The organism is Streptomyces capoamus, assembly GCF_014654935.1.
Lineage (GTDB): Bacteria > Actinomycetota > Actinomycetes > Streptomycetales > Streptomycetaceae > Streptomyces > Streptomyces capoamus.
Window position 1 is genome coordinate 3852 of record NZ_BNBF01000020.1, and the last position, 6701, is coordinate 10552.

The 6701-nt window shown below is 75.8% G+C and carries 5 protein-coding genes and 1 pseudogene; 5 read left to right on the top strand and 1 reads right to left on the bottom strand.

Going from position 1 to position 6701, the window contains the following annotated elements:
* The 3 genes and pseudogenes from IE312_RS42060 to IE312_RS27330 form a co-directional block, all read left to right on the top strand.
* Positions 1–764 (top strand): annotated as a pseudogene (locus IE312_RS42060) (glutamine synthetase); the annotation flags it as partial.
* A gap of 58 nt (positions 765–822) precedes the next feature.
* Entirely contained in the window at positions 823–2196 is a 1374-nt protein-coding gene (locus IE312_RS27325; RefSeq protein ID WP_189984977.1) for an aldehyde dehydrogenase family protein, read from the top strand.
* Positions 2193–2975: a 3-oxoacyl-ACP reductase gene (locus IE312_RS27330; protein ID WP_189984978.1), complete on the top strand. Its 783-nt coding sequence runs from the start codon at positions 2193–2195 to the stop codon at positions 2973–2975. Before IE312_RS27325 ends, IE312_RS27330 begins: the two co-directional genes overlap by 4 nt.
* A 9-nt stretch (positions 2976–2984) precedes the next feature.
* Here IE312_RS27330 and IE312_RS27335 read toward each other — a convergent pair whose 3' ends face one another.
* Positions 2985–4187, bottom strand: a complete 1203-nt coding sequence (locus IE312_RS27335; RefSeq protein ID WP_189984979.1) for an amino acid deaminase/aldolase — start codon at positions 4185–4187, stop codon at positions 2985–2987.
* Positions 4188–5635: 1448 nt separating this feature from the next.
* Between IE312_RS27335 and IE312_RS27340 the strand changes: the two genes are divergently transcribed.
* Both IE312_RS27340 and IE312_RS42065 read left to right on the top strand, forming a co-directional pair.
* Positions 5636–6412, top strand: a complete 777-nt coding sequence (locus tag IE312_RS27340) for a hypothetical protein (RefSeq protein WP_229900501.1) — start codon at positions 5636–5638, stop codon at positions 6410–6412.
* On the top strand, positions 6409–6701 hold a 293-nt coding region (locus IE312_RS42065; RefSeq protein WP_229900502.1), incomplete at its 3' end, for a S8 family serine peptidase. The genes IE312_RS27340 and IE312_RS42065, both read left to right, overlap by 4 nt.

The following is a 6701-nucleotide window of genomic DNA, read 5'->3' on the forward strand; positions in this document are numbered from 1 at the left end:
TCACCGTCGAGTCCGCCAAGGGCGAGTGCAACCCCGGCCAGCACGAGATCGTCTTCCGCTACGACGAGGCCCTCGTCACCTGCGACCAGCACGCGCTGTACAAGACCGGCGCCAAGGAGATCGCCGCCCAGGAAGGCGTCTCGCTCACCTTCATGGCCAAGTACAACGAGCGCGAGGGCAACTCCTGCCACATCCACCTCTCCCTCGCCGGCACCGACGGCACCAACGCCATGGCGGACGGCCCGGACGGGGGCATGTCCGAGGTGATGCGGCACTTCCTCGCCGGACAGCTCGCCGCCCTGCGCGACTTCTCCCTCCTGTACGCCCCCAACATCAACTCCTACAAGCGGTTCCGGCCCGGCTCCTTCGCGCCCACCGCCGTCGCCTGGGGCCACGACAACCGCACCTGCGCCCTGCGCGTGGTCGGCCACGGGCGCTCGCTGCGCTTCGAGAACCGGCTGCCCGGCGGCGACGTCAACCCCTACCTCGCCGTGGCGGGGCTGGTGGCCGCCGGCCTGCACGGCGTCGAACACCGGCTGGAACTGCCCGAACCCTGCACCGGCAACGCCTACACCGCCGGGTTCGAGCACGTCCCGGCCACCCTGCGCGAGGCCGCCGAACTGTGGGAGAACAGCCCCGTGGCCAAGGCCGCCTTCGGCGAGGACGTCGTCGCCCATTACCGCACCATGGCGCGCGTCGAACTGGAGGCCTTCGACGCCGCGGTCACCGACTGGGAGCTGCGCCGCTCCTTCGAACGCCTGTGAGCCCGCGCACCGCTGTGCTCCGGCGCCGCTGTGCTCCGACGCTGGGAAAGGTCATCACGTGTCCGACCCGCACGAGCTGAAGGTCCGCAACCCCGCCACCGAGGAGATCATCGCCACCGTCCCCGCCGCCACCGCCGAGGACGTCGACGCCGCCGTCGCACGCGCCGTCCGCGCCCAGGCCCGCTGGGCCGCCCTCGCCCCCGCCGACCGGGCCCGGCTGCTGCGCCGCTTCGCCGACGTGGTCGACGCCCGCACCGAGGAACTCGCGCAGCTGGAGGTCCGCGAGGCCGGGCACACCGTCGGCAACGCCCGCTGGGAGGCGGGCAACGCCCGGGACGTGCTCCTCTACGCGGCCGGCGGCGCCGAACGGCTGCTCGGCAGCCAGATCCCGGCACCCGGCGGCTGGAACGTGACCTTCCGGGAACCCCTCGGCGTGATCGGCGTGATCGCCCCCTGGAACTTCCCCCTGCCGATCGCCGCCTGGGGTTCCTTCCCGGCGCTCGCGGCCGGCAACACGGTCGTCCTCAAACCCGCCGAGACCACTCCGCTCACCGCGCTCCGGCTGGCCGAACTGGCCCTGGAGGCGGGCCTGCCCGAGCACGTCCTCCAGGTCCTGCCCGGCCACGGCACCACCGCCGGACGCGCCCTGGTGGACCACCCGGACATCGCCAAGATCGTGTTCACCGGCTCGACGAGCACCGGCCGCGAGGTCATGGAGCGCTGCGCCCGCCTGGTCAAACCGGTCACCCTGGAACTCGGCGGCAAGAGCCCCAACGTCGTCTTCGCCGACGCCGACCTCCAGGCCGCCCTCGACCCCTTCTCCTTCCTGGACAACGCCGGCCAGGACTGCTGCGCCCGCACCCGGATCCTGGTCCAGGAGACCGTGCTGGACGAGGCCCGCGCCGTCCTCGCCGACGCGCTGGCCGCCGTCGTCGTGGGCGACCCGGCCGACGAGAAGACCCAGATGGGTCCGCTGATCTCCGCCCGGCAGCTGGAACGCGTCCGCTCCTACGTCCCCGACGACGCCCCCGCCCTGCGCGGCAGCGCCCCCGGCGGACCCGGCTTCTGGTTCCCGCCGGCCGTGCTCACCGGAGAGCGGCACGACAGCCCCGCCGCCCGCGAGGAGATCTTCGGCCCCGTCGCCGTCCTGCTGCCCTTCACCGACGAGGACGACGCGGTCCGCCTCGCCAACGACACCCCCTACGGGCTGTCCGGCTCGGTCTGGACCCGCGACGTGGGGCGTGCCCTGCGGGTCTCCCGGGCCGTCCGCGCCGGCAACCTGTCCGTCAACTCGCACTCCAGCGTCCGCTACTGGACCCCGTTCGGCGGCTTCAAGCAGTCCGGCCTCGGCCGCGAACTCGGCCCCGACGCCCTGACCGCCTTCACCGAGACCAAGAACGTCTTCATCAGCACGGAGGGCCCCGCACAGTGACCGCAGAATCTGTCTGCCGCCGGCTGACCGGCCGCACCGCCGTCGTCACCGGAGCCGGCAGCGGCATCGGCCTCGCCACCGTCCGCCGCCTCGCCTCCGAGGGCGCCCACGTCGTCTGCGCCGACATCGACGAGGCCCGCGGCAAGGCCGCGGCCGACGAGGTCGGCGGGCTCTTCGTGAAGACCGACGTCACCGACCCCGAGCAGGTCGAGGCGCTGTTCCAGGCGGCCCACGACACCTACGGCAGCGTCGACGTCGCCTTCAACAACGCCGGGATCTCCCCGCCCGACGACGACTCCATCCTGGAGACCGGCCTGGAGGCCTGGAAGCGCGTCCAGGAGGTCAACCTCACCTCCGTCTACCTGTGCTGCAAGGCCGCCATCCCCTACATGCGCCGCCAGGGCAAGGGCTCCATCATCAACACCGCGTCCTTCGTGGCCCGGATGGGCGCGGCCACCTCCCAGATCTCCTACACCGCCTCCAAGGGCGGTGTCCTCGCCATGTCCCGGGAACTGGGCGTGCAGTTCGCGAGGGAAGGCATCCGCGTGAACGCCCTCTGCCCGGGCCCGGTGAACACCCCGCTGCTGCAGGAACTGTTCGCCAAGGACCCCGAGCGGGCCGCCCGCCGCCTCGTCCACGTCCCGGTCGGCCGGTTCGCCGAGGCGGAGGAGATCGCCGCCGCCGTCGCCTTCCTCGCCAGCGACGACTCCTCCTTCGTCAACGCCACCGACTTCCTGGTGGACGGCGGCATCGCCGGCGCCTACGTCACGCCCCTGTAGGGCCGCCCGTCACAGGAACGTGCGCCCCTCGCCGCGGTAGGTGGGCACGGTCGCCGTGACCGTGTCCCCCGCCACCAGGTGCAGCGCCTCGAACCGCTCGCACAGCTCGCCCGCCTTGGCGTGCCGGAACCACACCTTGTCGCCGATGAGCAGGTCGTCGGCGGGCGAACCGAGCAGCGGGGTCTGCACCTCGCCGGGGCCCTCCTGCGGGTCGTACCGCAGGCCCTCCGGCAGGTACGGCACCGGCAGCCGGTCCGGGCCGGCGGCCCCCGAGGCCGGGTAGCCGCCGCCGAGCACGGTGACGATCCCGACCCCCGGGCGGCGGACGACGGGCTGGGCGAAGAGGGCGGCCGGCCGGCCGGTGAAGGACGTGTAGTTGTCGAAGAGCCGGGGCACGTACAGCCCCGAACCGGCCGCGATCTCGGTCACCGCGTCCTCGGCGGCGGTGTGCTGCACGCTGCCGGTACCGCCGCCGTTGACGAACTCCAGGTCCGGGGCGACGGCCCGCACCGCCCGCACCACCGCGGCCCGCCGCTCGGCCAGCTCCCGCCGGGCGGCGGCCTGCATCAGCCGGACCGCCCGCGAGCGCAGCGGCCGGCCCGCGACCGCGTCCCCGACCCCGGCGACATGACCCTCGTACGCCATGATCCCCACCAGCCGGAAACCCGGCCGCCGCGCCACCGCCCGCGCCAGCTCGGCGAGTTGGGCGGGGGAGTGCAGCGGGGAGCGCCGGGCGCCGACCCGTATCCGGCCGCCGAACAGCTTCAGCGAGGTGTCCAACTCCAGGCACACCCGCACCGGTTCGCGCCCGCCGTCGCGGGAGGCGTCGATGAGGTCGAGGTGCGCCGGGTCGTCGACCATCACGGTGACGGCACCGGCCAGCTTGGGATCGGCGGCCAGCTCCGCGAAGCCCGTCCGGTCGGCGGACGGGTAGGCCAGCAGGACGTCCTCGAACCCCGAGCGCGCGAGCCACAGCGACTCGGCCAGGGTGAACGACATGATCCCCCGGAAACCGTCCCTGGCCAGGACCCGTTCCAGCAGGGCCCGGCAGCGGACCGACTTGCTGGCCACCCGCACGGGCTTGCCCGCGGCGCGCCGGACCAGGTCGTCCGCGTTGGCGTCGAAGGCGTCCAGGTCCACGATCGCGAGGGGGGCGTCGAGATGGGCGGTGGCCCGGTCGTAACGGGCCCGGTCGGCGGCAGGCGCAGTCATGGCGGAAGCCTGCCAGACGGGATTACCGCAGGGTAGAGGGACGTTCCGGGCAGATACCCCCGGCTGTCGCGGACCGGTTCCGTCCCGGCCCCCGACAACCCGTAGAGTGACGCGCACGTACGGCGGAACGCACCCGGCACCCGCGTGAACCGGGATGCCGGTCCGGCCGTACGGGTATGCGTGCCCGGGAGGACAGTGCACCGGGCGCGGCCGGCCGGCGACGACGGCCCGCCTGCCAGCAGACGGCCCGGGCACGAGGAAACGGGGGGTGCATGAGCCCAGAAGCACGGCCCACCCCCACCCCCACCTCCGGCGACACCACGGGACCCGGCGTCGGCCGCGGGGCCGCCTGGGCGGTGCCCCCGGACGACGAGCTGGACGAGGAGCCGTCGGTGTTCACCCCGCGCGGCGGACGACCGCCGGCCGTCCCGTCCGCGCGTGCCCACCGGCCGCGCCCCTCGGCCGTGCCCGAGGTCGCCGGCCCCGTGAGCCCGCCCCCGCCGCCCGCCTCGGCCCGGTTCCCCGACGCGCCGCCGAGCACCGGACCGGCCGCCCGCCGCGACGCCACCGGTCCGGCCCGCACCGCGGGACAGCCCGGCCGGACCCCGGCGGGCCCCGCTGCCGAGGGCGCAGCGCCCGCCCCGGCAGGCGGTACGGCCCCGGCCGAACGGGCCGACGCGCCGGCCCCCGACCGCTCGACGGCTCGGACGGGCCCGGCCGGTACGGCAGTCCCGGCGGCGCCTCAGGCGGCCCCGGCGGCTCAGGCGGCCCCGGGTGGTACGAGGGCCCCGGGTGGTACGGCGGCTCCGTCGGCGGCCGGCACCGGGACGACGGCCCGGCTGCGCTCCGGCAGGACACCCGGACGGCAGGCCGCCCCGGCGGAAGCCCCGTCGGAGACGACCGCGCGCCTGCGCCCGATCCGCCAGGCGCCGTCCCCGTCCCCATCCCCTTCCACTTCCCCGCGCTCCTCCGCACCGGACCCCCGCCACCCGGCACCCGCCCACCCCGCTCCCGCACGCCCTGCCTCCGCGCCGGCTGCTTCCGTGCCCCCTCCTCCGGCGTACCCGGCCCCCGGTCGCCCGGCGTCGGGGCCCGCCGCCCCCGGATCCCCCGCTCCGCGCCCGGGTTCCGAGCCCGCTGCTCCGAAGTACGCCGCCCCCGCCCACGTGGCGTCGGGGCCCGCTGCCCCTGCGTACCCGGCATCGAAGCCCACTGCTCCCGCGCCTCCCGCCCCCGAACGCCCCGTGCCCGCGCAGCCGGTGTCCACCGGGCCTGCCTCCGTCGCGGCCGGAGCGGACGGAGCGGAGCGGGGCCGGCGGCCGGTGATGCCGGGGCGGGCCCGTGTGGCCGGTGGCGGGGGATGGAGCCCGATGGGGTCGACCGGGCCGGACCCGGCGTACGCGTGGGATGCAGGGCGGCGGCCCGTGGTGTCCCTGGCGGAGCCGGATGTGTCCGGCGCGCCGACGCGGCCCCGGACCGGCTCGCGGAGCGTCGTCGTCGCCGCGTGCCTCGTGCTCGGACTCGGGCTCATCGGCGGAGCCGCGACCGGCAGTTGGCTGACCGGGGACGGCGGCCCGGAGGGTGCCGGCAACGCGTTCGGCACCGCCCGGACGCTGTGGCACAGCGTGCCCGTGGACGACCTGTTCCCGCCCACCGTCGAGGGCACGGGCGCCGGCCCCGGCGGCGCCGACCGCACCTGGACCCGGATCGCCGTGGCCCCCGACGGCGGCTGCGCCCACGCCTTCGACCCCCTGCTGCACGAGGCCCTCGCCCCGGCTGGCTGCGAGCGCCTGCTGCGCGCCACCTACACCGACGCCACCCAGAGCTACGTCACCACCGTCGGCCTGCTGTTCACCAAGGCCGACCCGGCCGCCATGTCCGCGCTCGCCGCCCGCTTCCGCGACGAACACCTGGACCGGCGCGCCGACCTGATGCCCCGGCCCTACGCCGCCGCCGGCACCGCCGCCGCCGCGTTCGGCGACCGGCAGCGGGCCTCCTGGAGCGTCACCGTCCTCACCGACGCGCCCGTCGTCGCCTACGCCGTCACGGGCTGGGCCGACGGCCGTACCGTCGACGCCCCCCAGCCCGCCGCGGACGCCGTCCGTTCCGGCGCGACCACCGATCCGGCGCAGGCCGGCCTCGGCAACGAGGCCCAGGGCCTGGCCGACCGCGTCGAACGACGCCTGCGCAAGACCGTCGGCACGGCCACGGAGAAGCCCGCATGAAGCGTCTTTCCCGGGCGGCGGCAGGCCTGCTGCTCGCCGGTTCCCTCGCCACGCTGCCCTCCGGCACCGCGTACGCCGACGGCATCCGCGCCCAGCAGTGGGGCCTGTCCGCCCTCCACCTCGACCAGGCCTGGCGGACCACCAAGGGCCGCGGGGTCACGGTCGCCGTCCTGGACACCGGCGTGGAGGCCGGCCACCCGGACCTCGCCGGCAACGTCCTGGCCGCCAAGGACATGATCGGTTTCGGCGCCGGTCCCGGTGACCGCACCTGGGCACGGCACGGCACCGC